Genomic DNA, 24,662 nt, shown 5'->3' on the forward strand with positions numbered 1-24,662 from the left:
GGTTTTCGGAAAAGATGCGCGTCAAAACAAAGAGATAGAGCGGCTTCACGATTTTATCTGATTGAAACCGCTCTGGTTTCTGCTTTGGAAAGGTATGGAATGAGCATTGAACGGCACGATTTTACCAGCGGAACGGAACTGGCGCAGGCATTGTCGGAAGCCATTGCGAACAAGCTGAATGCCGCCATCGCTGAACGGGGACAGGCCACCTTGGCCGTCTCTGGCGGCACCACGCCGCTCAAGCTGTTCGAAGTGCTCTCCCGCAAGATGATCGACTGGAACCTCGTCACGATCACCCTTGTGGATGAGCGTTTCGTCCCCGTCGATAGCGACCGTTCCAACGAAAAGCTGGTGCGCGAGCATCTTTTGCGCGATCATGCGGGCGTGGCCAAATTCGTCGGCCTTTACAATCCGGCGGCGACGGCCGAAACGGCGGCGCTTGCTGCCGCCAGCCGCATTGATGCGTTGCGTCGTCCTTTCGACGTGGTGGTGCTTGGCATGGGCAATGATGGTCATACCGCCTCCTTCTTTCCCGGTGCCGACCGGCTTGATCAGGCGATCAACCCGGAAACAAGGGCGCTTGTGCTGCCGATCCATGCCGAAGGTGCTGGCGAAAAACGTCTGACCCTGACCCTTCCCATCATTGCCGAAGCCGACATGCTGGTTCTGCATATCGAAGGCGCTGCCAAGCAGGCAACGCTGGAAAAGGCGCTTTCCGGCGATGACGAGAATGAAATGCCCGTGCGGGCTGTCTTCCATCATGCGCGCACACCAATCCAGCTCTACTGGACAAGTTAAATTCGATTCAAGCCAGATTGGCACAGGTGATACCCATGCCCACCGAGACGGCACATAAACGCATTCAGGAAATCACCGCGCGCATTCGCGAACGGTCCAAGCCGACACGCGAAGCCTATCTTGGCCGTGTGCGAGAGGCTTCATCCAACAAGCCAAAACGCGCCGTGCTGGGCTGTGCCAATCTCGCGCATGGTTTCGCCGCCTGCGGCCCGCACGACAAGGCGGCGCTGATCGGCGACGAGATTCCGAACCTCGGCATCATCACGGCCTATAACGACATGCTGTCGGCGCATCAGCCATTCGAAACCTTCCCGCAGCTCATCAAGCAGGCTGCACGTGAAGCGGGTGGCGTGGCGCAGGTTGCTGGCGGCGTGCCTGCCATGTGTGATGGGGTTACGCAGGGTTTTGCGGGCATGGAACTCTCGCTGTTCTCCCGCGAAGTGATTGCGATGGCAACCGCCGTCGGCCTGTCGCACGATATGTTCGATGCGGCCGTCTATCTCGGTGTCTGCGACAAGATCGTGCCCGGTCTCATCATTGGTGCGCTGACCTTCGGCCACCTGCCTGCCGTGTTCGTGCCTGCCGGTCCGATGACCAGCGGCCTGCCGAACGATGAAAAGGCCAAGACCCGCCAGCTCTATGCCGAAGGCAAGGTCGGGCGTGCCGAGCTTCTGGAATCGGAATCGAAGTCCTATCACGGTCCCGGCACCTGCACTTTCTACGGCACGGCCAATTCCAACCAGATGCTGATGGAAATCATGGGCCTGCATCTGCCGGGCGCATCCTTCATCAATCCGGGCACGCCGCTCCGCGACGCCTTGACCCGCGAGGCTGCCAAGCGCGCGCTGGCGATCACTGCCTGCGGCAATGAATATACGCCAGTCGGCGAGATACTGGACGAGCGTTCCTTCGTCAATGGCGTCATCGGTCTGAATGCGACCGGCGGTTCGACCAACCATACCATCCACCTGATCGCCATGGCAGCTGCGGCCGGTATCAAGCTGACATGGCACGATATTTCCGAGATTTCGGATGTGGTTCCGCTTCTGGCACGCGTCTATCCGAATGGCCTTGCCGATGTGAACCATTTCCATGCCGCTGGCGGCATGGGCTTCCTGATCCGCGAACTGCTCGATGGCGGCATCCTGCATGAGGATGTGCGCACCGTGTTCGGCGAAGGTCTGCGTCCTTACGCGATCGAACCGAAGCTGGGTGCTGACGGTACAGTCGTGCGTGAGCCGGTGCCGGAGAAAAGCGGCGACGACAAGGTTCTGGCCAAGATCCATGCGCCATTCCAGCCGACCGGCGGCCTCAAGGTTCTGACCGGCAATATCGGCAATGCGATCATCAAGGTTTCCGCCGTGAAGCCGGAGCGTCAGGTCATCGAAGCGCCCGCCAAGGTCTTCAACGATCAGGCAGAAATGCAGGCCGCGTTCAAGGCTGGCGAGCTGACCGGTGATTTCATCGCGGTGGTTCGCTATCAGGGGCCGAAAGCCAATGGTATGCCCGAGCTGCACAAGCTGATGACGGTTCTGGGCATTCTGCAGGATCGCGGCCAGCGTGTTGCTCTTGTTACCGACGGTCGCCTGTCCGGTGCATCAGGCAAGGTGCCCTCCGCTATCCACGTCACGCCGGAAGCTCTCGATGGCGGCGCCATCGGAAAAATCCGCGACGGCGATGTCATTCGTCTGGATGCCGTGAATGGCACTCTGGAAGTTCTGGTCAATGTGGCCTTGCTGAATGATCGTGGCGAAGACCGTCCCGATCTTTCAGGCAACGAACATGGCATGGGACGTGAATTGTTCCGCGCTTTCCGCCAAATCGCCGGACGGGCCGACGAAGGCGCTTCGGTGTTCTGAAAACAGTCCGAATGAAATTAAGGCAAAACAGCGATTTCAGCTGTTTTGCCTCTCAAACCATCAAAACCGGAATAAAACCGCGCGAAAAGCGCGGTTCAATTGTGTCAAAAAACTGGCTTTTTCACGCCAGCAGTGCGGCAGGCCGCAGTCAGCGTGTTGGCCATCAGCATGGCGATGGTCATCGGACCGACGCCACCTGGAACTGGCGTGATCGCTCCGGCAACTTTTTCGGCTTCCACGAAATCGACATCGCCGACCAGCCGTGTCCTGCCTTCGCCCCGTTCCGGTGCCGGAATGCGATTGATACCGACGTCGATCACCGTTGCGCCCGGCTTGACCCAATCGCCCTTGACCATTTGCGGGCGTCCGACCGCCGCCACCAGAATATCCGCCGTGCGGGCAATCGCGGGCAGATCTTTCGTGCGGCTGTGCGCAACCGTAACGGTTGCATTGGCAGCGAGCAGAAGATTGAACATCGGCTTGCCAACAATGTTGGAGCGACCGATTACCACGGCATTGAGACCCGAAAGATCACGGCCATGGATGCGCTCAATCATGATCATCGCGCCCGCGGGCGTGCAGGGAACGAAAGCCGTTTCAACTTCGCCGGTGCCAAGCTTGCCGACATTGATAAAGTGAAAGCCATCGACATCCTTGTCGGGCGAAATGGTCTGGATCACCCGGCCTGAGTCGATGTGCTTCGGCAGCGGCAACTGCACCAGAATGCCATGAATGGCGGGATCGTTGTTCAAGCTTTCGATCAGGTCGAGAAGCTCCTGCTCCGACGCCGTTTCCGGCAGATCGTGCTGCACCGAGTGGAAACCGCATTCCTTGGCCTTCTTGCTCTTGGAAGCGACATAGACCTGACTTGCCGGGTCTTCACCGACAATCACCACCGCAATGCCGGGCACGATGCCGGTTGCGGCCACGAGCTTTTCGGTTTCGGTCTTCACCGTGGAAACCACATCCTCGGCGAGCTTCTTGCCATCAATCAATTGAGCCATAGCGAGCGCTCCGTTCTTTTGTGATATCGGGCTTAAGTGTCTGGGAGATACACGACATCTTTTTCGTACACATGCCCATAAGCGTCATGATGCCCAATGACAATTGGCGAATGCGCGACAATGCAGGATTTTATGAAGTTTCAGAACGGAAAGTCCTGCGAGAACCGGTCAGGACTTTGCAACACGGGATGAGCGCACATCATCGATGGCACGACCGAGGGCGGCATTTTCCGTGGTGCTGTTGGTGCCTTCATTCTCGGCTTCCCAGCGCGCATTGGCTTCGCGGATAACGGCAGCAAGCCGGGTTTCGCCATAGGGTTCCAGAACCTCGTCCGGCTCGACTTCGCTTCTGACCGACGATCGGGGCTTGCGACCGGCCAGCATCATCGCAAGAAGGCCAAGCAAAAACCCGCCCAGCAATCCAAGGGCGATAATCCCTTGTGGAGAGAGAGTGCGCGGGCTCGGTTCCGCCATCGCTGGCGTAACGATCCGCACTGTCGCAGCAGACCCCGCCGAGGCAGGTTCGCCCCGTGCCGCACGCATCTGCAAATCTTCAAACAGCGCCTGCTTTGCCGCCGCATCGCGTTCCAGCATCTGCAGGCGTGCTTTGTCTTCGTCCGTGGCAGGCGTCGAGCCGAAACCGGCAATGGCAGCTGCTGCCTTTTGCTCGCGTTCGACTGCATTCTTAAGATCGGCCTGTAACACACTACGCTGGCTGGAAATCTCCTTGTCGATTTCCGCTTCGATCTGGTTCGCGTCAGCCCCCTGCCCTGCAGCGCGATAACGTTCCACCAGAACACCCAACGCTCCAGATCGCATGGTTTCAGGCACGCCCTTACCGGCGAGGCTCTCCGCAGTCGCGCCGTTCAGGCTGTTGGCCTCCGCTGCGATGCGCGCTGTCTCGGCCTTGCTGTCGGCGAATTCACGTTGAAGTGCGGCCTTGTTGTCGTCGTCGCCAAAATCCCGACTGACGCGAAAAGCAGTTGCCGCCTGCTGCGCCGCTTCGGCATCCGCCTCCAGACTTTGCAGGCGCGCCGGAAGATCACCATCAGACCCATTCAGTTCCGCGCCACCCTGCAGATGATCGCGAAATGCCTGCACAACGGCATTGGCCAAAAGTGCTGCCATTTCTGGCCTGTCAGCCATAGCCTCGACATTGACCGTGCCGCTGTCGAGTGCCTGTGTAAAATCAAGACGCTGGCGCAGCAATTGCGCACCCGACATCTTTTTGTGTCCGTCCAGGGCCGGAGATTGCTGGTCTTCGGGCAACAATAGGGTCAAGCGAAAGTGCAATTCCTCCAGAAATGAAGGGGCGCCGAGATCGGCTGCACGTTCAATGCGCGCCATCTGTGCGGCGCGCTCAAGCACAGCATTCGAGGCAATTTCACTCCGCCGCTCCGGCGGGAAAACCTGCAAGGATGCTGTCGCGCTATATTGGGGCGGCTCCAGAACAGCATATGCGGTTCCGATAATTCCGCCCAGCATTGTGAAACCCGCCAGAAGCCCCCAGCGACGCTTGCGGCGTGGCAATTGTAGCGGCTTTTCAAGTTTCGGGACGATGGTTGATGTGGGGGCAGCTGGCGCGGGTTGCGTCTTGATCGGTGCACCGTCGAGATTGGCTTGCAGCGCCTCCCGCACGGCATTCATCCGGCCCTGCATATCCGCCTTCGGATCAACTCGCTCGCTCGCTTCAGCGTCTAACAAATCCTGTTTGCGGCGGAGCAACTCCTCGCGGCGCCTTTGATGTTCGCGCTCTTCGTCATTGTCTTCGGTCGCGCGAGCGGATGGCACAGGCACAAGGAATTCCGGCGCATAGGCCAGAAGTGGGCGCGCAGCAGCACGTCTCCTTTCTCCGTCCCTTTCCACCATCGCTCCGTCCCGTTTTTCACCCGTGGCTATTAATCCAGATTAGTATTCATCATGGCAAATAAATCGTTAAAATTGCAATTATATGTATTGATTCATACAGATAAATCAGGAGGCCGTTGTGAGCACCGAAACGGAATACCCGATCGATCCAGAGCGGCTGAGTGGCATAATCCAGTTTATCCAGAATGCAGAGCGGCTGAAAAGCACTTTGCGATCCGGTCATACCTCACAGGGCCGACCGGAAAGCACAGCCGAACATAGCTGGCGGCTATGCCTTCTGGTTACGCTGTTCCACCGTGAGCTGGGCGATTGCGACCGGCTGAAACTCATCAAGATGTGCATCGTCCACGATCTGGGCGAGGCGATTTCCGGCGATGTGCCCGCAATCCACCAATCTGCCGATGACGGGCGAGCCGAGCGCGAAAAAGCGGACCTCATGACGCTGTGTGCCCCGCTGCCGGACGATCTGCGCGCAGAAATCATGGAGCTGTGGGCGGATTACAGCGAAGGCAAATCGACGGAAGCTATTTTTGCCAAGGGCTTCGACAAGCTCGAAACCATGATGCAGCATAATATCGGGCTCAATCCGCCGGATTTTGATTATGCATTCAATCTCGACTACGGCGTCAAGCAGACGGCGCGCCACCCGCTGCTACGCCAGTTCCGCGAAATCGTGGACGCGGAAACCCGGCGCAATGCCGAAAAGCGTTAGAGCATTTCCTGTTTTGATTGCACCATCGGAAATACTCTATCTCTTTGTTTCTACGCATGTCTTTATCCTATCGTTGCGGGATAAAGACATGCTCTAACTCAACGTCGCGAAGTGGCGCAGTGTGAAGGTGATCTGGTAAATCAGCGCGGCGGCGGCGAAAATCGCATGATAGCGCCGGTTATCCCAGAACACCGCAATCAGACTGAACAGGATAAAGCCTGCAACCTGAATCGGATATTCAGTGCCATAGAGTCGGTAGTGATCGGCTCCCTTCAACAACGTATCGATGAAATCGGCCACATAGACCAGCGCCAGAATGCCGAAAAACCACTTGCGCCGGGAAATGAAGTAATCGCGGTAGCCGGTATATTCTTCCATACTGTCGGGGAAGAGCAGCGTGCAGAGCAGGAAATACAATCCGGCATAGAAGATTACGAACAGATACTTCTCGAAAGTCCAGAGCGGAATGGTTCGCAAGCTGAACTCGAACCACCAGAAATGGATGACCGAAAGCAGGATGAAACCCACCCAAGCCAGATGGACCGGGTAAATTTTCTGCTTGCCGGGATGCTGGATAAAGCGTGCCAATCCAGTCAAAAGGCGTGAAACACACAGGCCGAGGATCATGCCTATGATGATGCGGACATGGCCAAAGGCTTCGGCTGGCGGCACACCCGTTGTCAAAGCCGGATCCATTCTTCCCCTCCGAAGCTTCACTCAACTTTGGTTCATATTGGTCGATATATTTTGGGCGATCAATGATTTAACCTCAGAAATTCGTGGATACGCCGCATATACTTGCGCAGCGTAATAAGGCGGGGCTATACCATCGCGGGCCATGTCCAAATGAAATCCAAAGGTGGAACAATCAATATGCATGACACGGTAATTCTGGTCGGTTGCGGCAATATGGGCTTCGCCATGCTGAAAGGCTGGCTCGATAGCGGTATTCTCAAGGCAAAAGACGTTTATGTCGTGGAGCCCACCGAAGCACTTCGCGATCGCGCCGCTGGTGCTGGCGTCCATGCCTTTGCCGATGCTGAAGCCCTGCCCGGCGATCTGAAGCCGCGCATGGTTCTCGTGGCGGTCAAGCCACAGGTCATGGCACAGGTTCTGCCAGCCTATAAGCGCTTCGCACCCGCTGCCACTTTCGTCAGCGTTGCAGCCGGTATTCCGGTCGCCCTTTTTGAAAGCAAGCTTGGTCACGATGCAGCCGTGCTTCGCTGTATGCCGAACACGCCTGCCGCCATCGGCAAGGGGATGCTCGTCACCTACAAGAACACCAATGTGAGCGACGAGAACGAAGTCTTCGTAGGCCGCCTGCTTGAGACATCCGGCAAGGTCGCAAGTGTGGACGATGAAGCGCTGATGGACGTTGTAACCGCCGTTTCGGGTTCCGGGCCTGCCTATGTGTTCCACTTCATCGAGGCGCTGACCGATGCCGGTGTGACCGCCGGTCTGCCGCAGGAAACGGCAGCTTTGCTGGCCATGCAGACGGTGATGGGTGCAGGCGCGCTGGCCGATGCCAGCACGGACACGCCTTCAAAGCTGCGCGAACAGGTGACAAGCCCGAACGGCACCACCGCTGCCGCGCTCGAAGTTCTGATGGGCGGCGACCGCCTCAAGACGCTGGTGGCCGAAGCCGTGGAAGCGGCTCGCAAGCGTTCGGTGGAACTGGGCAAGGCTTAAACCAGAATTCTAGAGCGGTTCCAGTTAAAACGGAGTCGCTGCAACCGCTCTATCTCTTTTTTTTTCGCATGTCTTTATCCCAAAACCGGTTCCCACTTTTGGGGACATGCTCTAGGCACAGCCTCGATAAGCGCTTTGGTAACAGGCGCTTGCGGTGCCGTTATCAGCTCCCGCGTCGGGCGGCATTCAACAATCTGCCCGCGTTCCATCACCGCGATACGGTCCGCCATCTGCGCTGCCACTGCGAGATCATGCGTGATGAAGAGATAGGCTGTCTGTTCGGCTGTCTGTATGTCCCGCAACAGGTTGAGAATGGCGTCGCGCACGGTGACGTCGAGCGCCGAAACAGCCTCGTCCAGCACGATCAGCGACGGAGTAGTTGCAAGCGCCCGCGCAATCGCGACGCGCTGGCGCTGCCCACCGGAAATTTCATGGACGCCGCGCCGTGCCAGTGCTGGATCAAGCCCGACCGTTTGCAAAAGGCTGGCAATATCGCGCTTGAGCCCATGAATGCGTAGCGGTTCGCGTAAGAGATCATAGACGCTCGCACGTGGATTGAAGGCCGAGAGCGGGTCCTGAAACACCATCTGCATGCGCGCACGCTGCTTGCGGAGAACGGCTCGTTTGAGCGCCAGCCAGTCCTCGCCCTCAAAACGGATTGTACCGCTTGCAAGCGAGTGAAGCCGCAAAAGTGCCCGCGCCAGCGTGGACTTGCCGCTGCCAGACGGACCGACCAGCGCCAACGTCTCGCCCGGCTGGATCGTGAGGCTGACACCGTCGAGCGCAAGGGCGTCGCCATAGCGCAAAATGAGATTGTCGGCCTTCAAAAGCGGATCAGCCATGGGCCGCCTCCAGCACCGGCACGGCGGTGATCAGCGCTTTCGTGTAATCTGTTTGTGGGTCTGAAATGATCGTTCGAGCGGGTCCAAACTCCACTAGTTCACCTCGCCGGAAAACCGCGATGCGGTCAGCCAGTCCCGATGCCAGTGCGATGTCATGGGTGATGAAGATCAGCGTCATTCCGTCTGCGCGCACCAGTTCCTGCAGAAGAGAGACAATCTCCTTCTGCACAATGGTGTCGAGTGCGCTTGTCGGCTCATCCGCAATCAGCAGGCGCGGACCGGCAGCAATGGCGAGCGCAATTGCGATGCGCTGTTTCTGCCCGCCCGAAAACTGGTGCGGATAGCGCGAAAAACTTGCTTCGGGTTGCGGAATGTGAACGCGCTGTAAAAGGCTGACTGCCTTGGTTTTCGCTGCTGCTTTGTCGATTTTCGCATGGGCGCGAATGGTCTCGACAAGTTGCGCGCCGACCGTCATCAGCGGATCGAAGCTCGATGCCGGGTCCTGAAACACGAAGCCTATATCGCTTCCCGGTCGCGGCTTTCCATCTGCCCATTCCATATTGCCCGAAATGCGAGCATTGCCCGGCAGGAGCGAGGCCAGCGCCAGTGCCAGCGTGCTTTTGCCCGAGCCGCTTTCGCCAATGATCGCCAGCGTTTCACCGCGCCGGACATCGAGATCGATATTCTCCAGCGCCATTTCACGGCCATAGCGCACGCAAAGCTGCTCCAGCCGGACGATCACCGTCATGACTGCACCTCGCGCCGGGACAAGGCGTTCGTCAGTCCCTCGCCCGCCAGATATACGCCCACAACAGTCAATGCCAGCGCCAGTCCCGGCAGGATCGAAAGCCAGGGTGCGGAACGCAGGACCGTACGCCCCTCGGCGATCATACCGCCCCAGGTGACGCGGTTCGGATCGCCCAGCCCCAGAAAGGACAGAGCCGCTTCAATCAATATGGCGGAAGCGACGATCACCGGCACCAGCGCCAGAACCGGCGGCAGGGCGTTGGGCAGTATCTGGCGGAAAGCGATTTCCATCGGATGCATGCCGATGACGCGAGCCGACGCCACGTAATCGCTTTCGCGGATTGTGAGCACCTGCCCGCGTGTGAGACGCGCAGCCTGCGTCCAGCTTGAAAGCGCAATCGCGGCAATCAGCACCGGCAGTGTCGGCCCGGCAATGCTAACCAGCGCCAGCGCCAGCAGAAAGCCCGGTACGGTCTGGAAGGCTTCGGTAATTCGCATCAGGACTTCATCGACGATACCGCCCGCAAAACCGGCCAGCGTCCCGATGATGCTGCCAAGGATAATTGAGGCCAAGGCAGCAGCCAGCCCAACGCCAAGCGATGTGCGCGCACCATAGAAAAGCTCGGCCAGAACATTGCGTCCCAGCCGGTCAGTTCCGAAAATAAAATCTGTATTGTCAAAGGGTTGCAGCAGCGGCGTTGAGACAATGCTTAAAGGATCGGCGGGAAAGAGTAGCGGAGCGGCAAGTGCTGCCAGCACGAGCAGCACCAGCAGGATTGCACCTGCTATACCCTCACCCGTACTGAAATAACGTTTCACCCCGCTCATACCCCGCCGCCCCCGGTCGCAATACGCGGATCAAGCCAGAGATAGATCAGGTCGATAAGGAAATTGACCACGATCACCATGACGGCGCTGACCAGAATGACGCCGAGCAGAAGCGGCGTATCGCGGCTTGCGACGGCCTCCTGTGCAAGCCGCCCCAGCCCCGGCACGGCGAAAACGCTTTCGATCACCACGCTGCCGCCGAGCATGGATGCGGCCTGCAAGCCCAGCACGGTAACGAGCGGCAGCAATGCATTCCGCGCCACGTGGCGCAGGACAATGTGCGCATGCGAAATGCCCCTCGCCCGCAAGGCGCGCACGAAATCCATGCGCCACATGTCGGCCATGGCGGCGCGCATGACCCGCAGGTAAAGCGCCAGATAAATCACCGCCAGCGACACGACCGGCAGCACCAGATGACGCGCAATGTCGCCTGCCCGCGCCAACCCGTGCTTGCCGGAGGCAATCGTTTCAATGCCGCTCGACGGCAACCAGCGCAGCCTGATTGAAAACAGGATGACCAGCACGAGCGCCAGCCAGAAACCGGGGATCGCATAAAGAACCAGCGATGCCACGGAGAGAAACCGGTCGCGAAAGCTTCCGGGCTTCGCCCCTGCCACAATGCCAAGAAGCGACCCCACGGCAAAAGACAAGGCAGTCGCCGCGCCCATCAAAAGAAGCGTGTTGGGCAAGCGCTCCAGTATAACGTCGAGAATGGGTCGATTGAAACTGACGGACCAGCCGAGATTACCATGTGCAAGGGCTGCCAGATAGGCCCCGAGCCGATACCATATGGATTGATCCAGCCCCCAACGCGCGCGCATTTCGGCAATCGTTGCCGCATCACCGCCGAATGTTACGGCATAAGCGTCGACGGCATCGCCCGGCGCGCTTTCCAACATAAAAAAGCAGCCGACAATGACAATCAGCAGCACCATAATGCTGCCGACCAATCGTTTGCGGAAAAGGGACAGAATCTGTTTCACGATGGCAGGATACAATCAATCGGAAAGGTTCGTCACTGTTCCAGCCACGTATCCGCCCAGTTGGAAACTGCCCAGCGCGGGTTGCTGGAAACATTCTTCACGCGGTCGCGAGCAACGGTGATGAAACCCCATTCCGCAACATTGATGAGCGGCAAATCTGCGTCCACCATCTGCTGGAACTGATGATAGAGCGCCGTGCGCTTTTTCTCATCGATTTCGCGTGCGGCTTTGGCGATCAGCGCATCCAGTTCAGCATTGGCATAGCCGCCCTGATTGGAAAACGGCACGCCTGCCGGGATACCGCCCTCAACCAGAATTGTCGTGGATATGGCCGGATCACCACGATAAACCGTCGGCGCAATGGCCAGATCAAAATCGTGGTCAGTGTAAACTGCCTTCTGGTGCGCGGCGGAATCGTTGTTGACGATGCGCGCATCGATGCCGACTGCAGCGAGCGCCTGCCGCAGATAATCACCGAACTGTTTCGTTTCGTTGAAATAGGGCGCCGGAAGAAGCTTGAGCGTGAAGCGCGTTCCGTCCTTGCCCCGCTCGTAACCAGCCTCGTCCAGAAGCGCATTCGCTTTCGCGACGTCGAACGGATAGGACGGCACGTCATCGGTATAGAACTGGCTGTCATAACGCGGCACAGGACCGGTCGAGGTCTTGGCGTAACCGAGGAAAATTGTCTTCACCACGAAATCGCGATCAATGGCATGGGCGACTGCCTGCCGAACCTTCAGGTTCGCCAGTTCCTTGCGGCGATGGTTGATCTCCACCACGAGCTGGTAGGTCAGCGCTTCATAGCCCTTGGAGATGACCGTGAGGCCCGGAACCTTCGAAATTCGGTCCAGATCGGCGAGCGGCACGGCGGAGAAAGCAGCCAGATCGACTTCTTCGGCCTCCAGCGCGCCAGCCGCTGCGGCGCGATCCGGCAGCACGCGATAGACAATCTCGTCCAGATAAGGCTCACCCTTGCCCCAATAATCGTCGTTGCGCGTCAGCCGGTAATATTCGCCGGTCTTATGTTCGGCATATTTGAACGGGCCGGTGCCTACGAGCTTTTCATTGGCCGGGTTGGCCATGATGTCACTACCCGCGAAGACATGCTTCGGCAGCACTGCCGTCAGCGCCGGCAGGGCATTGCGGATAAGCTGGAAGGGCGTCGGCTCGGAGAAATGGAAAACGGCAGTGAGGTCGTCTGGCGTTTCAACCTTTTCCAGCGCCTTGAACACAACACGGCCCAGGTTTTGCAGCGGTTTCCAGACTTCCATGGCCGAAAATGCCACATCCGCCGATGTGAACGGCTTGCCGTCATGCCATTTAACGCCTTCGCGCAGACGGAACCTCACCGTCAGCCCGTCGGCGGAGCCTTCCCAGCCTGTCGCAAGCCGTGGCGCGAGACCATTTTCGCCCTCGAAGGACGTTTCCGCCAGAGGTTCGATCACCTTGCTTGCGATAAAGAAAACGCCATTGGAGGCCACGATGGCCGGGTTCAGATTACGTGGCTCTGAATCTGCGGCCACAACCAGCCGCCCACCTTTCTGCGCTTCACCAGCCGCATTCGACCGTTGCGGCCAGACGGCGACAGCGGCCAAAGCGGTCGATCCCGCCAGAAAAGCCCTACGTGACAGAACCAGTTGAGCCATATCCATTGCCCCGCAATCACATTTTCATTTGACGACTTTTTATACCAGTCACCCGTAAATGACAGGATCAAAACCTGTTACCGGAACAATAAATATCGAAAAACACTTCGCTTTCCGGCATCTTTAACCGTCAAGTAAAAATGATATTTCAATTATTTGCTAGCTTATTAATGAAGTATTTCAACCTATGCGTTTGAATTATTTTTTCGATTAAACCCAATTTAAAGAAAATCCCCTCTTGCCAAACAGGGCTTCTTCCGTAGATCATGGTTAATTATGTGTTGTCGTATTTCGTGAGCTTCATTTCGACACGGCACGCATAGACCACTGAAGAGCAATTCATGGCTCTTATTTGAATGCATTTGTGCGCCCCATTTCATTCATCTGGCCGCAAATGCCCCCTGAAAGCTGAACCCATTGGAAGAGAGGAAACAGAAATGTCTAGTTTGCTGCCCCCGCTTCATGACGGTCACGCACCGATCTATCTCCATCATGCATTCCAGGATGCGGTCGATGCTTATGAAGATTGGGCTCTGGAAACGACCGAACCGTCCGTTCAGGTCAACGGCAAGGTCACACGGATCAGTGTCATCTTCCGCCGCCTGTGGAACTGCACCGACATGGTGCCGCGCCACACGCTGGAAGCGCTGAGGGATATCGTCCCGACCGGCATCATCCATGCTGAACACTGGAAGGAAACGCCCACATTTGCAGAAGCTGCCCGCATCATGCGTGCTGCTCTGGAAGGGCGCAAGGCACGACGGCTCCCGGTCGTGTGCTGATTTCCTGAAACCCATAAAGGAAACGGGCGGATTTTCCGCCCGTTTTGCATTCAACTGCTGATCCTTCGACAAGCTCAGGAAGAAGTTCGACGGTTCTGGATGAGGGAAGCCGAGCCTATGCAGCCACCAGCGCTTGAGAGCCTGAATCAAAAAGCTGCATGATCACCGGAACGCAGACAAATTGCCATTTGCAGCCACACAGGATGGCTTTTGGAACAGGCTCTAAACAACAGGATCAAGTTTGCGGAAGCGCACGCGGGCGCTGCGTTCGATGGCGGCAACGGTCAGTTCATCCAGTGTCCAGCGGTCACGCAGCATCTGGAGAAATTCCAGTTCTTCCTGCTCCACATGGAGATCGGCAGCAGCGACTTCGACAGCCAGCGCATAGGCCGTATCGTAGAGACGTTCCGGCAGTGCTTCATGGGCAAGGTCGAGAATTTTTTCCAGGCCGTCTTCATCGGCAAGAAGCGCATAGCAATCATTGGCAATCTGCGGCAGGCGCCCGGTATCGAAACCGCGGAAAACCGGCAGGCGCGTCACCACATTGCCGATGGATTCCAGCTCGGCATCGGTCATGGTGGTGTCGGCGGCAGACGTCGTAATCATAATATAGACGAGTGCATCCTGCTGGGTGATCTTTTTCATCGGGTACTCCTGCACAACAATAGCCGGAATCAACTTCAACGGCCCAAATTGTTTTGAAAGTTAGGAAGCCGCATCCCGTTGCGCAAGGAAATTCGGTCGCAACCGTTGACGGACAGTGGTTGCCGCGCCATAGAGCAGTATGCGCCTCCCTTGCGCGCAAGTTTTCAATGAATAAACTTTCTTCACAGGATTAAACCATGACCTCGCACCGCCTTCCCGACATCACGCTGACCCCGGAACTGACCGCGGCGGCTGCGGAAGCGAAAGCATGGCCTTTTGAAGAAGCGAAGAAAATCCTCAAGCGTTATGCAAAGACCGGCCTGCCGGAAACGGTGATTTTCGAGACCGGTTATGGCCCTTCCGGCCTGCCGCATATCGGCACGTTTGGCGAAGTGGCGCGTACCTCTATGGTGCGCCACGCCTTTCGCATCCTGACCGAAGACAAGGTCAAGACACGCCTGATCTGCTTCTCCGACGATCTCGACGGCATGCGCAAAATCCCGGACAATGTGCCGGACAAGGCAGCCCTTGAACCCTATCTGCAGATGCCGCTTTCCGCCGTTCCGAACCCGTTCGGTGGCGACTACAAGAGCTTTGCGGACCATAACAACGCCATGCTGTGCCGCTTCCTCGACACTTTCGGCTTCGATTATGAATTCGCCAGCGCGACGGAATATTACCAGTCCGGCAAGTTCGACGCCGTGCTTCTCAAGGCTGTCGAGCGCTATGACGACATCATGAAGGTGATGCTGCCGACGCTCGGCGAAGAGCGTCAGGCGACCTACAGCCCATTCCTGCCGATCTCGCCGAAGTCTGGTCGCGTGCTTTACGTGCCGATGAAGAGCGTGGATGCCAAGGCTGGCACCATCACGTTCGACGATGAGGACGGCGTTGAAACCACGCTGTCCGTCACAGGCGGCAAGGTGAAGCTGCAATGGAAGCCGGATTTCGGCATGCGCTGGGCAGCGCTCGGCGTCGATTTCGAAATGTTCGGCAAGGACCACCAGACCAATGCGGGCGTTTATGACCGCATCTGCGAAATCCTCGGCGGTCGCGCGCCGGAACATTTCGTCTACGAACTGTTCCTCGACGAGCTGGGCCAGAAGATTTCCAAGTCCAAGGGCAACGGCATTTCCATCGATGAATGGCTGGCCTATGCGCCGACTGAAAGCCTTGCGCTTTACAATTTTCAGAAGCCGAAGACCGCCAAGCGGCTTTACTTCGATGTCATCCCGAAGGCGGTGGACGAATATTTCACCTATCTCTCGGCCTATGAGCGTCAGGAATGGAAGGACCGGCTGAACAATCCGGTCTGGCACATTCATTACGGCAACCCGCCGAAGGTGAACCTGCCAGTCACTTTCGCGCTGATGCTCAATCTGGTCAGCGCATCGAATGCCGAAAATCCGGCTGTGCTGTGGGGTTTCATCTCGCGCCACGTGCCGGGCGTTACGCCGGAAAACAATCCGGAACTCGATGCGCTCGTCGGCTATGCGATCCGCTACTTCAACGATTTCGTGAAGCCGACCAAGCAGTTCCGCGCGCCGGATGATGTGGAACGGGCAGCCCTTGAAGCATTGGATGCGAAGCTCGCAACGCTGCCTGCCGGCACTGATGGCAACGACATCCAGAACGCCATTCTTGACGTCGCCCGTGCCATTGAGCGTTATCAGGACCACACCAAGAAAAGCCCGGAAGGCGGTCCCGGCGTTTCGGTTTCCTTCTTCCAGATGCTCTATGAAGTGCTGATCGGCCAGGAACGCGGACCACGTTTCGGCTCCTTCGTCGCGCTTTATGGCATCGACGAAACCCGCGCGCTGATCAAAAAGGCGCTGGCTGGCGAACTGGCCTAAGTGCCCAGACACGACAGGAAACAGCCCCGGTTTTCCGGGGCTTTTTTCATTGGATGACCGACGTTGCCTTGGCCACATACCCATGCGCTGAACAAGCGCCGGATCTGCGGGCTCTGCGCGGTATCAATACCCTCCGCCGCCCAGCTGCTATCTATCACTCGACCCCAATATGCCTGGGATGATGAGCAACGACGCTTCCTATGCTGAACCAATCCTGTTGATGAGCCATGTTGGCACTCCCGGTCACCTATTCACTTCTGCGCTCCGGCGCCGGAGTATTTCAAAGTAAGTTTAAATATACTCTTGATTGTCATTTTCGACTTTTCTTGTATTAACATATGTTAATCTGGAATAATCTCTATTAAATAATGGCACCGGAATATAAACCAAAGATTATTTGGTAATCCCACCATCATCTGTGATAGGATGTATGGATAGTATCCAATCTTCACACACAGTGCGAGCATCCCTTTACTCCATCGAATGCTAGATTCGATGGACATTCGGAACTGTCGAGAAGACCTCCGACGATTGAAGAAACGGAGCCTGCAGTGTCAACCGAGTTTGAAAAGATACGGCGCACAGTGCGCAGACGTCGGACCATGATCATCGTGGCCAAACATACGCTCGTGCGGACATCCATTGTAAAATTCCTGGAATACGAACTTGCCGATTGTAATGTCGTTGGCATGGCCTCTTTAACAGAACTGGTCAAAGCCAGCAGACGTGACATAGCTCTCATTGCGTTGGATCTGGGAGGCAGGGCGATGGATAGCTCCGCACTGCGGGAAGAGCTCCTCACCGTTGAGAGCCACTTTCAGGGGGCGTCGATTGCTCTTTTTTCCAACAAAGACGATGTTCTGCTGGAGTCACAAGCGATTAAAATGGGCGTGCGAGGGTTCTTTACGTCGTCCCTTCCGGTAGAGATCGCTCTGGCTGGCATTCGGCTGGTGCTTGCGGGAGGCATATTCTGTCCGCATCCGCAGGGCGCTCAGAGTACGATTCAAACAACGATCTCCCTCAAAGATAGGTCAACGACTGAATTGGCCGACGATGGAACCGATAGTGTGAACTACAGCTGGTGCCAGCCAGCCATTACCGGTTTCACACCGCGGGAAGTTGACGTTCTGACTGAGTTGCAGCGCGGTCATTCAAACAAGGTCATTGCTGAGAAGCTCAATCTTTCCGGCAATACCGTGAAGATGCACTTGCAGCATATTATGCGTAAACTACATGTTCAGAACAGAACCGAAGTCGTTCTATTGCTTGGTGCCAAAGCGACTGCCAATGGGAGCGCCATTCAATAGGCGCAGATAATTCAGTTTTCGCGGAAAGCCCGGTGAAAACTGTCCAGCAATGGCCTGACAGCATAAAGTGCGACACTGCTTTCCCCGGTTTCTATCAGGGCCTGCACAGGCATTCCGGGGATCATTTCCACGTCTCCGGCCTGCATCAGTTCATCGTCGGTCACGCGGATCGTCGCGGCATAATAGGGCTGCCCGGTCTGTTTATCGATAAGCCGGTCGGCCGAAACATATGTCACTTGTCCTTCCAGAAGAGGCACGCGTCGCTGATCATAGGGCAAAAGATGCACCTGAGCGTTCAAGCCGGGACGCACAAGGTTGATATCCTCGGGCCGAACATGCGCTGACACGATCATGTTGCCATCCTGCGGCACCAGATCCAGCAACGGCTCGCCTGCCCCGATAACGCCGCCCGTCGTGTGGATGCGCAAATCCATGACAATCCCGTTTTCGGGCGCCTTGATATCTGTCCGGATCAGTTGATCGTTGATCGCGCGGTATCGTTCGCTTAACAGGAAAAGCTGGTTTTCGGTCTCGCGCAGTTCCTTTGCGATCTCGTTTTGGCGATCACTCTCCAGCTTGACGAGATTGGCCTGCGCTTCATTAATCACCTGATAAGCGCGGGACATCTGAGCTATGGTCTCTCCCAGCTGTCCGTCCAGATCAGCTTTCTCGCGTGCGAGATTCAATACGCTCGTTTTGCGCTCGAGCCCCTTTTTCACAAGCGGATTTATCATGTCCAGTTGCTGGCGCGTGATCTCGATGCGGGACGACAAGGCCATTTTTTGCGCCGCCAATCCGGTTATCTCTTCCTTCACCTGCCCCATTTTCTCGTGCGTTATGGCAATTTCAGATCGATAGACGTCGCGACGGGCTTCAAATATTCTTCGTTGTCCGACGACAATGGCGTTGACTGCCGGATTGTGCGGCGCGAGTTGTTCCAGCTCCGGTGGAAACAAAAGTTGCATCTCGTTCGCCTGTTCAGCGACCAGCCGAGCCCGGCTCGCCTGCGCGTCCCACAGCTGGCCCTGAATGCCAACCAGCTCCGTCCTGGGTTTTGTATCGTCCAGCTTGATCAGAATCTGACCGTTGGAGACCAAATCGCCATTGTGGACATAGATCTGCTGAACAATACCGCCTTCCAGATGCTGAATGGTCTTGCGGCTGGATTCCGCTTCGACAACACCCACAGCGACCGCCGCACTTTTAAGCGGTGCGAAAACTGCCCATATTCCGAAGCCTGCAACGAATATCAATACGAGCAGGTTTCCTGTCCAGGCCACGCCGCGCAGCCTTGGCCGTGATGTAAGCGGCGTTGGCAAAGTGTTTTTCCCAGGCAGCAACAGCGGTAAAGACGGGAGCTTCAGCTGTATTGCCCGCAAACGAGCCAGCAGCAGCGAATACTTCAATGCATTTGCTACCTTCGCCGGGAGTTCGATGGGAACGAGGGTCATGACGAGGCATCCCTTACGGTCCAGTTTTCGCGGGGACGCGAAGGAAAGCATCGAAGATTTTCTCGCTATCTCCAAAAGCGCTCACCATACCGTCGCGCATCACAGCGATTTTGTCGGTCACCGGCAGAATGCCCATTCGATGCGTGATGATCACAATTGTAATTTGCCTGCACTTCATGCGCTCTATGGCGTCGAACAACAGCCGCTCACCCTCATAGTCGAGACTGGAATTCGGATCATCAAGGACCACAAGAGGAGGGTTGCCATAGGCTGCGCGCGCCAGTCCCAATTGCTGGCGTTGCGCCCGCAGAAGCAAGGCGCCACCTTCGCCGATATCGGTTTCGTATCCCTGCGGCAGTCGCATGATCGTCTCATGCAGTCCGACGAGTTTGGCAGCCTCGATAACCTTACGCGGATCCGAACCGTCGAGCCGACCGATGACATCTTTGATCGCGCCGCCGAAAAGTTCGATATCCTGCGGAAGATAGCCAATATGGCGGGCATTGTCGCAATGGCGAAGCAGCGAAATATCGATGCCGCCCAGAAGAGCACATCCGCAGGTTGGCCGTGAAACCCCAGCCAGAATTCGTCCGAGAGTCGATTTGCCCGATCCAGAAGGGCCGATCAAAGCAACACAATCACCCGGAGCGACCTGAAACGATACGCCTCGCAGGATGAACCGATCCGATGAGGGGAACCGATAGCCGACATTGTCGAGAACGAGCTGGCCTTTGGGCTCCGGTAGCAGAATGGTTCGCTTGTTGTCTCCGGGTGCAACCAGAGTGAGCATCTTGTTCAGGCGGTTGAATGCGCCGCGCACGAAAGCCAGTGCCCGCCACGCGCCTATGGCGCCTTCTACAGGTGCCAGTCCACGCCCCAGCAACAGACTGGCGACAAAAATAATTCCGGGGTTGCTGTTGTTCTGGAGGACGAGCCATGTCGCGGCTCCCATCATCAAAATTTGCGTCAACGCACGCACCGATTTCGAGAATGCCTGAAGCACCTCTGTTCGACGCGCCACACCGTCCTGAGCCGCCCTGACAGCCTCGGCATCCCGGTAAATGAGGTGAGCTGCGCCATGTTGCATCCCCATCGCGCGGATTACACCGATATATTTGAGAGCCATTGTGAAGCGGGAATAGCTTCGTGCCTGCGCAATATTTGCCTGTTCATTCAATTCGCGCGTCGTGAATTCATTCAACAAGGCCAAAAGCAGCAGGCACAATGCACTGCTCAAGCCGATAAACCCGAGGAGCGGGTGAACCAGAAAAAGCAGCACAAGAAAAACTGGGGCCCAGGGAATATCGAACAATAGCGCACATGATGGGGAATCCAGAAACTGGCGCAAAACGGAAAGGTCACGATAATTTTCAGCGGCTGTTCCGGCATCAGTGCGCGCCGCATATTCGAAGGATGCATTCATGACGACAGGACGCAATTGACGATCGAGCCAGCTACCGATCCGGGAAAGCGCGGCGCGGCGTACGATATCGAGCAGAGACCCGACAATAACGGCTATCGCGATGATGATCGTCAGCATCAGCAAAGTATCAACACTGCGGCTCGACAGAACACGATCATAGATCTGAAGAAGATAGAGGGAGGGAGCAAGCAGAAAAATATTGTAGCCGCAACTATAGGCGAAGACCAAACCGAAGGCACCGGCACACCGACGCAAGGCAGCGACCAATGGGGTCACCGTATAGCGCGCTTGCGTAAATGCCGCTGTCATGTGTCGTCTCCGTCGAGATCTCCATTGTTATCGTAGGTTCACAATACCCATTGGCCTGTGAGGCAATGTCAGCGTATCGGCAATTCCGGGTAAAATGGGGAGCAACGATTTCAACCGTCGCTCCCAAGTCGGATTTCTCGACTACCCAGCAAAAGCCAATTGCCGATCACAGCGGCAAGTGGCTCAGATCGATATCGTGAAAATTGTCGTTAAAGCTGTCGATAAAGTTCGCTATATCGTTGGTCGTCGTAGTGGTTGTTGTGGTCGTCGTTTCCGGATTGGAGTGCACGAGCGCAGAGGAAATATCACCGCCGCGAGCCATGTTCCCATCGCCGCCGTTACCACCGACCCCTGCAAGGATCGTTGCGTGCTGGTCGGCCAGAAGTTCGGTATATTGAACGGCACTGGTGTCCGCCTGACCGGCTGCTACATTGCCGCCGCTCGAAGAACCCAGACTGCCGTTGGAATTCGCGTCGCCGCCAGCACCGCCTGCACCATTGTTGGTGATGTTGGCGAGAAAGCCATTCGTTGCATCGGCTCCGCCGCCATCTCCGGCATGGCCTGCGTCCCAGCTGGCGTTTAACCACGGGGAATCGCCACTATGCACATCAACGGCTGCGCCTGTTACGTTTTGCGTATTGGCCACGACTGCACTTGGATTGTAATTGATATTCCCAAAATTATAGCCATCAGCACCGTTACCGGCATTAGCGTCGCCTGCATAAACGTCACTGAGATGGATTGTGTCGGAAACTCTCGGAATAGGCATCGTTTAATTCCTCCCTGTTGAGCCCCAGCCCTGTTTCGGATTGAACATCAGTCTTGGTGGTCGGCATTCCCAGATAAGAGATTGGTAAAATCGCGTTACCGACCGCGTTCCAAAGAGTGCGCGTGTTGATGTTGCGGGACTAGCTAGAAATTCGGGTACCTACTTTAGGGTGGGCCAGACCGGAATGTATCAAGCGTGAAGAAGGCCAAGAATGTCGTTTGCAAGAAGCGCATCATGGCTTGTGTCGGTCAGATTATCGTAGCCGCCTGAACCACCGATACCGGCAATCTGTAAAGCATGCTGATCGACAAGCAGATGGTCTATCTGCTGGGCATCAGCGGTTCCGCCAGCGGGAACTGCAATATTGATCGGGTGGAAATACCCGATATTCACGTCCACCATACTGCCCAGGGAAACACCGTCACCACCGCTTCCTGCAGCTGTATTGCCGGTGAAAATTGTGTCCGAGGCCATGTTGAAGCCGCCGCCATTACCGCCGATCCCGGCAATCTGCGTGCCGCCCTGATCGAAAATCACGTTGTTTGTCTGGTGCGCCTCTGCATTGCCGCCAGCGGCAGCGACAGCGATATTGATGGGGGAGAAAATCGCCACGTTCACATCGATCATGGTGCCGGCAAAAATACCCGCGCCACCATGACCCGCATAATTATCACCGGTGAAATAATAGGAATTTCCAGCGTCTGTATGTATCGGAGAGGCTGAAACGGACCCGGCGGCATTATGGTCTCCACCCGAGCCTCCAATACCCGCCATCTGGTCCGCGCCTTGCAGGAAGGCAGCGTTGTTGGTCTGGTTGGCAGACGCTACGGAATTGGATCCGCCTGCAACCGCAGCATTGACGGGAGCAAAAACCGCGACGTCAGAGCTGACAAGTCCCCCGAAGAAAACCCCGTCGCCACCGCTTCCTGCATGATTGGAGGTCGCGCCTTCTGTACCTCCGATCACGGCGTTGCCGTTTCCGCCGTCTCCGCCCATTCCAGCCATTTCAACGACATGCTGATTAATCAATGCATTGTTGAACTGGTCCGCGCCCGCCCCGGCTCCCGGACCGGCAATTGCCGTGTTGGACGGAACGAACACAGCGGATGCGTCGCTGCTTATCACACCGACGCTCAGTCCCATTCCACCGCTTCCGGCGGAATTGCCGGTTGTGCCTGAAGCGACACCGAAAGGGAGCCATGTCGGCACGAGCGCCAGATGTCCGGCTGCGGTAGTTAAAGACGTACCTTGAACACCACCTGCAGTGAGGGTCTCGTTGGATATGGGACGTAGTTCATTCATCACCATTTCTCCTCGCCGGCGCCCAATTCCCAATGGTGTTGAGAAATATTCGGCTCCATGGCTATTGTGCCGTCAAATGACGCAAAAGAAGAGCCGGTAATTTGTCTACATCTGTTTGGGTGTAATGCACCCTTCGGGTTCCGTGCGGGTAACTTGAGCTTATATGGATCCGCTGCAGGAAATCCGCTCTGCGCGGACCGCGGCTATACCGACAGCCACCATTTCACATGGCGCGCGACGGTCTGCCCACATTTCGCAAGTGAAACAATTATCTTCATTTGACTTTCTTTTTGTTTTCGATTTTCATTGTTTGGCTTTCACACTCGCAATGGCCGAACGTGTGAACAGGGGGAGGAACATGTCAGTTACGAGTGCGCATGCCCTCTTCTCGGACAGTGGCGATCACGGTGTTCGGCACCATCGCCAAAGCGACAAGCTGCGTGCTTGTCGAAGTCATCCAAACCGAGTTTGTTCAAGCGTTAAAGATCACGGTCGCGCTGCCGCATCTGCTGGCTCGCGCTCATTGAGCGCCGGGTTCGGTGTTGTGTTAAGCTGGATGAGATCCGTTGGGAAACATCCTGTTAACAGCGCCCGGATTGTCGTTGGAACTTGCATGTTTCCTGAGAAAGTGTGGAAGCGGTTCGCAGAACACGGATTGCTCATAAGGGATAAGGCACAGTCCCTGGAAGTTCATATTGAGAGGAATTGCCAATAAGCGCAATAATTCCGACGGTTGGAGGAGGCCTCGGGACATATGCTGGAATTGCGAAATATCTCGAAGACGGTTGGTGGAGCCACCCATATCCATCCGACAAGTCTGGTACTGCCTCGCGGGAGCCTGAATGTCCTGCTCGGACCGACCTTGTCCGGGAAGACCTCGCTCATGCGCCTCATGGCGGGCCTGGACAAGCCAAGTGAAGGCTCGATCCTGTTCGACGGACAGGATGTTACAGGCATGCCCGTGCAGAAGCGCAATGTGGCGATGGTCTACCAGCAGTTTATCAATTACCCGGCTCTGACGGTCTATGAAAACATTGCTTCGCCGATGCGCATCGCTGGCAAGGCACAGTCGGAGATCGACAGCGAGGTTCGCAAGGCGGCGGACCTTCTCAAGCTGACGCCTTATCTGGACCGCACACCGCTTAATCTCTCCGGCGGGCAGCAACAGCGCACTGCAATTGCCCGGGCCATTGTGAAAAAGGCCAATCTCGTCCTCCTCGATGAACCGCTGGCCAATCTCGACTACAAGCTGCGTGAGGAACTCCGTGAAGAGCTGCCGCGCATCTTTGCCGAATCCGGTGCGATCTTTGTTTACGCAACAACCGAACCTTCGGAAGCCCTGCTGCTCGGCGGCAATACGGCGGCACTTTCAGAAGGCCGCATCACGCAGTTCGGGCGCACAATCGATGTCTATCGCCGCCCGCTCGACCTCGTCACGGCACGAACATTTGCCGACCCGCCCCTGAACACAGCACGCATGGTCAAGTCGGGGGATCGTTTCCTGCGCGCCGACCGCCCGGCCATTGCCGTACCAAGCCAATTGGCTGATATAAGCGACGGTCCACTGACGATCGCGTTTCAGCCGCATCATCTGCTGGTCCGTCCGGCGGAAAACGCTACGGTTCCCATTCGGGCCCGCACGCTGGTATCCGAGATCGCCGGATCGGAAAGCTTCATCCATCTCGATTACGAAGGCGACCGCTGGGTCATGCTGGCGCACGGTATCCAGATCGTCGAGCCTGATCGCGAAATCGAGGTCTACCTCGACACGCGACACCTGATGGCATTCGATGAAACTGGCCGCGCGGTTGGCCGCACGGTTGGTTTGGCGGCATAGGAGGGCG

Annotated in this window: 22 protein-coding genes; 9 read left to right on the forward strand and 13 right to left on the reverse strand. The window is 56.7% G+C overall.

The window, feature by feature from the left end; all coding sequences use genetic code 11:
* The first annotated feature begins 99 nt into the window (after positions 1-99).
* Together pgl and edd are read left to right on the forward strand one after the other, a co-directional pair.
* On the forward strand, positions 100-798 hold the full coding sequence (pgl, locus tag OANT_RS20415; protein WP_012093298.1) for a 6-phosphogluconolactonase: 699 nt from the start codon (positions 100-102) through the stop codon (positions 796-798).
* Positions 799-833: 35 nt separating this feature from the next.
* Positions 834-2,657, forward strand: a complete 1,824-nt coding sequence (gene edd / locus OANT_RS20420; RefSeq protein ID WP_012093299.1) for a phosphogluconate dehydratase — start codon at positions 834-836, stop codon at positions 2,655-2,657.
* 104 nt (positions 2,658-2,761) lie between these two features.
* On the opposite strand, the gene folD is transcribed toward edd, so the two are convergent.
* Positions 2,762-3,661, reverse strand: a complete 900-nt coding sequence (gene folD / locus OANT_RS20425; protein ID WP_012093300.1) for a bifunctional methylenetetrahydrofolate dehydrogenase/methenyltetrahydrofolate cyclohydrolase FolD — start codon at positions 3,659-3,661, stop codon at positions 2,762-2,764.
* A gap of 168 nt (positions 3,662-3,829) precedes the next feature.
* Positions 3,830-5,530, reverse strand: a complete 1,701-nt coding sequence (locus tag OANT_RS20430; protein ID WP_012093301.1) for a GumC domain-containing protein — start codon at positions 5,528-5,530, stop codon at positions 3,830-3,832.
* A gap of 118 nt (positions 5,531-5,648) precedes the next feature.
* Here OANT_RS20430 and OANT_RS20435 point away from each other — a divergent pair, with 118 nt between their 5' ends.
* Complete coding sequence (locus tag OANT_RS20435) at positions 5,649-6,242, forward strand: HD domain-containing protein (RefSeq protein ID WP_012093302.1); 594 nt, start codon at positions 5,649-5,651, stop codon at positions 6,240-6,242.
* Positions 6,243-6,335: 93 nt separating this feature from the next.
* Here OANT_RS20435 and OANT_RS20440 read toward each other — a convergent pair whose 3' ends face one another.
* Entirely contained in the window at positions 6,336-6,938 is a 603-nt protein-coding gene (locus tag OANT_RS20440; RefSeq protein WP_010659149.1) for a hypothetical protein, read from the reverse strand.
* A 177-nt stretch (positions 6,939-7,115) separates the two neighbouring features.
* On the opposite strand from OANT_RS20440, the gene proC reads away from it, so the two are divergent.
* Positions 7,116-7,931, forward strand: a complete 816-nt coding sequence (gene proC, locus OANT_RS20445) for a pyrroline-5-carboxylate reductase (RefSeq protein WP_040128629.1) — start codon at positions 7,116-7,118, stop codon at positions 7,929-7,931.
* Positions 7,932-8,005: 74 nt separating this feature from the next.
* On the opposite strand, the gene OANT_RS20450 is transcribed toward proC, so the two are convergent.
* From OANT_RS20450 to OANT_RS20470, 5 genes are read right to left on the reverse strand one after another with little or no spacing between them, the layout of a single operon-like run.
* Positions 8,006-8,773, reverse strand: coding sequence for an ABC transporter ATP-binding protein (locus OANT_RS20450; RefSeq protein ID WP_012093304.1), 768 nt, complete (start codon positions 8,771-8,773; stop codon positions 8,006-8,008).
* Complete coding sequence (locus OANT_RS20455) at positions 8,766-9,521, reverse strand: ABC transporter ATP-binding protein (RefSeq protein ID WP_012093305.1); 756 nt, start codon at positions 9,519-9,521, stop codon at positions 8,766-8,768. The genes OANT_RS20450 and OANT_RS20455 overlap by 8 nt, the downstream gene beginning before the upstream one ends.
* Positions 9,518-10,348: an ABC transporter permease gene (locus OANT_RS20460; protein WP_012093306.1), complete on the reverse strand. Its 831-nt coding sequence runs from the start codon at positions 10,346-10,348 to the stop codon at positions 9,518-9,520. Before OANT_RS20460 ends, OANT_RS20455 begins: the two co-directional genes overlap by 4 nt.
* Entirely contained in the window at positions 10,345-11,346 is a 1,002-nt protein-coding gene (locus OANT_RS20465) for an ABC transporter permease (protein ID WP_012093307.1), read from the reverse strand. The genes OANT_RS20460 and OANT_RS20465 overlap by 4 nt, the downstream gene beginning before the upstream one ends.
* A gap of 17 nt (positions 11,347-11,363) precedes the next feature.
* Complete coding sequence (locus tag OANT_RS20470) at positions 11,364-12,977, reverse strand: ABC transporter substrate-binding protein (protein ID WP_012093308.1); 1,614 nt, start codon at positions 12,975-12,977, stop codon at positions 11,364-11,366.
* Positions 12,978-13,414: 437 nt separating this feature from the next.
* On the opposite strand from OANT_RS20470, the gene OANT_RS20475 reads away from it, so the two are divergent.
* Positions 13,415-13,759, forward strand: a complete 345-nt coding sequence (locus OANT_RS20475; protein WP_010659156.1) for a BRA0787 family protein — start codon at positions 13,415-13,417, stop codon at positions 13,757-13,759.
* Positions 13,760-13,981: 222 nt separating this feature from the next.
* Here OANT_RS20475 and OANT_RS20480 read toward each other — a convergent pair whose 3' ends face one another.
* The gene (locus OANT_RS20480; RefSeq protein WP_010659157.1) at positions 13,982-14,404 is read right to left on the reverse strand and encodes a tellurite resistance TerB family protein; all 423 of its coding nucleotides are present in this window, start codon (positions 14,402-14,404) and stop codon (positions 13,982-13,984) included.
* A 197-nt stretch (positions 14,405-14,601) separates the two neighbouring features.
* Here OANT_RS20480 and OANT_RS20485 point away from each other — a divergent pair, with 197 nt between their 5' ends.
* On the forward strand, positions 14,602-16,257 hold the full coding sequence (locus OANT_RS20485) for a lysine--tRNA ligase (RefSeq protein ID WP_012093309.1): 1,656 nt from the start codon (positions 14,602-14,604) through the stop codon (positions 16,255-16,257).
* Positions 16,258-16,859: 602 nt separating this feature from the next.
* On the forward strand, positions 16,860-17,564 hold the full coding sequence (locus OANT_RS20490; protein WP_049768438.1) for a LuxR C-terminal-related transcriptional regulator: 705 nt from the start codon (positions 16,860-16,862) through the stop codon (positions 17,562-17,564).
* 11 nt (positions 17,565-17,575) lie between these two features.
* Here OANT_RS20490 and OANT_RS20495 read toward each other — a convergent pair whose 3' ends face one another.
* From OANT_RS20495 to OANT_RS20510, 4 genes are all read right to left on the reverse strand, one after another.
* Complete coding sequence (locus tag OANT_RS20495) at positions 17,576-19,015, reverse strand: HlyD family type I secretion periplasmic adaptor subunit (protein ID WP_012093311.1); 1,440 nt, start codon at positions 19,013-19,015, stop codon at positions 17,576-17,578.
* A 13-nt stretch (positions 19,016-19,028) separates the two neighbouring features.
* Positions 19,029-20,747, reverse strand: a complete 1,719-nt coding sequence (locus OANT_RS20500; protein ID WP_012093312.1) for a type I secretion system permease/ATPase — start codon at positions 20,745-20,747, stop codon at positions 19,029-19,031.
* 166 nt (positions 20,748-20,913) lie between these two features.
* Entirely contained in the window at positions 20,914-21,516 is a 603-nt protein-coding gene (locus OANT_RS20505; protein WP_012093313.1) for a hypothetical protein, read from the reverse strand.
* A 189-nt stretch (positions 21,517-21,705) separates the two neighbouring features.
* Positions 21,706-22,818 carry a hypothetical protein gene (locus tag OANT_RS20510; RefSeq protein ID WP_012093314.1) on the reverse strand — a complete coding sequence of 371 codons (1,113 nt, stop codon included), beginning with the start codon at positions 22,816-22,818 and terminating at the stop codon, positions 21,706-21,708.
* 377 nt (positions 22,819-23,195) lie between these two features.
* On the opposite strand from OANT_RS20510, the gene OANT_RS26775 reads away from it, so the two are divergent.
* Positions 23,196-23,345 (forward strand): hypothetical protein, encoded by a 150-nt coding sequence (locus tag OANT_RS26775; protein ID WP_155269240.1) that lies wholly within the window; start codon positions 23,196-23,198, stop codon positions 23,343-23,345.
* A 227-nt stretch (positions 23,346-23,572) separates the two neighbouring features.
* Positions 23,573-24,655, forward strand: a complete 1,083-nt coding sequence (locus OANT_RS20515) for an ABC transporter ATP-binding protein (RefSeq protein ID WP_010659163.1) — start codon at positions 23,573-23,575, stop codon at positions 24,653-24,655.
* Positions 24,656-24,662: the final 7 nt, after the last annotated feature.

It is taken from the genome of Brucella anthropi ATCC 49188, assembly GCF_000017405.1.
Lineage (GTDB): Bacteria > Pseudomonadota > Alphaproteobacteria > Rhizobiales > Rhizobiaceae > Brucella > Brucella anthropi.